Origin of the sequence: Actinotignum vesiculae, from assembly GCF_051267215.1 — a bacterium.
GTDB classification, from domain to species: Bacteria; Actinomycetota; Actinomycetes; order Actinomycetales; family Actinomycetaceae; genus Actinotignum; species Actinotignum schaalii.
The window spans coordinates 1-1,439 of sequence record NZ_JBOZGG010000028.1; the positions used below are offsets into that span (position 1 = coordinate 1).

General features: G+C 55.7%; 1 protein-coding gene. It reads right to left on the bottom strand.

All coding sequences use genetic code 11. The annotated features are described in order from the left end of the window. Positions 1-33 precede the first annotated feature (33 nt). Entirely contained in the window at positions 34-1,383 is a 1,350-nt protein-coding gene (locus ACRQHG_RS09345) for an IS256 family transposase (protein WP_087070464.1), read from the bottom strand. Positions 1,384-1,439 lie beyond the last annotated feature (56 nt).

The following is a 1,439-nucleotide window of genomic DNA, read 5'->3' on the forward strand; positions in this document are numbered from 1 at the left end:
GAGTGTGTCAAGTTGTTTGTGTGTGAGCATTGTTTATAAATACTTATTAAACCGGTCAGGGTAGGCCACGGACATCTGGTTAATAGCAGTTTTCCAGCCCTGGACCCGAGCACCCTCAACATAATGGCCTACATCCACACTCCCTTTCCTCGATTCCTTCGCAAGCTTGGCAGCCCGCCGATCCTCAATATGACAAATCATCAACCACAACGCCTTGATCGCCGCCTCGTCGTTCGGGAACTGACGCCGGTTACGCGTAGCCTTACGCAACTGGCTGTTAAACGACTCGATAGCATTCGTCGTGTAAATAACCTTGCGCGCTGCCGGCGGGAAGCCCAAGAAAGGCGTGAAACGCTCCCACGCGTCCCTCCAGACCTTCACTGATTGGGGATACTTCAACCCAAGGTCACTTACCGCGAACTCTTCTAAAGCACACCTAGCGGCTTCCTCGCTTGGTGCCGTATACACGGCACGCAACGCCGCCGATACGGCCTTACGGTCCTGGTAGTTCACCCACCGATTCGCTGCCCGAATCAAATGCACGATACAGGTCTGTACCATCGAGTCCGGCCAGGTAGCCTCCACCGCTTGAGGTAAGCCTTTCAGACCGTCACAACACACGATAAACACGTCTTTCACGCCCCGGTTAGCCAGTTGGGCACACACACTCGCCCAGAAAGAAGCGCCTTCCTCACGGGCGATCCACAAGCCCAAAACGTGTTTGACGCCGTCCATGTTCACGCCGATAGCCATATAGGCACTCTTGCCTACCACGCGTCCTCCATCGCGTACTTTGATCCGGATCGCGTCAAGGAAAATCACGGGATAAAACTCGTCTAACTGGCGGTTTTGCCAGGTGAGTACTTCGTCAAGGACCGCGTCAGTGATTGCGCTGATCGTCTCCGGGGATACCTCTAGGCGCAGGGAGGTGGCTAGGTGGTGGTGGATATCGCGTACGCTCATCCCGCCGGCATACAAGCTCACGATCATGTCATCCACGTCTGTCAGGCGCCGCGCGCCTTTAGGGACCATGGTCGGGCGGAACGTGCCGGCCCTGTCACGGGGAATATCCACGGTGATCATCCCGTAGTTCGTGGCCACGGTTTTCGGGTAGCTACCGTTACGGTAGTTCCCCATGCTCTCGGCGCCGGCTTCGGCTTTGGCTTTACGGTCTGAGTGTGCGTAGCCTAAATGGGCATCCATCTCGGCTTGAAGGCCACGCGTGATCGAGGCTTGGAGCATGCCGCGTACCAGGTCGTTAGCGTTAGTAGTAGACGTGGCTAGCTCGCCGATCAGCTCGGCCATTTGCGGGTTAGCCAGGAGTTTCTTCTCGATGGCATCGATACGCTGCTTGTCTTCAGGGTCTTGTTTCACGGTAGTCATTCTGGTTTATCTCCTAGGTGGTTTTCACCCTCACACACAAACCATTAGACACTCTC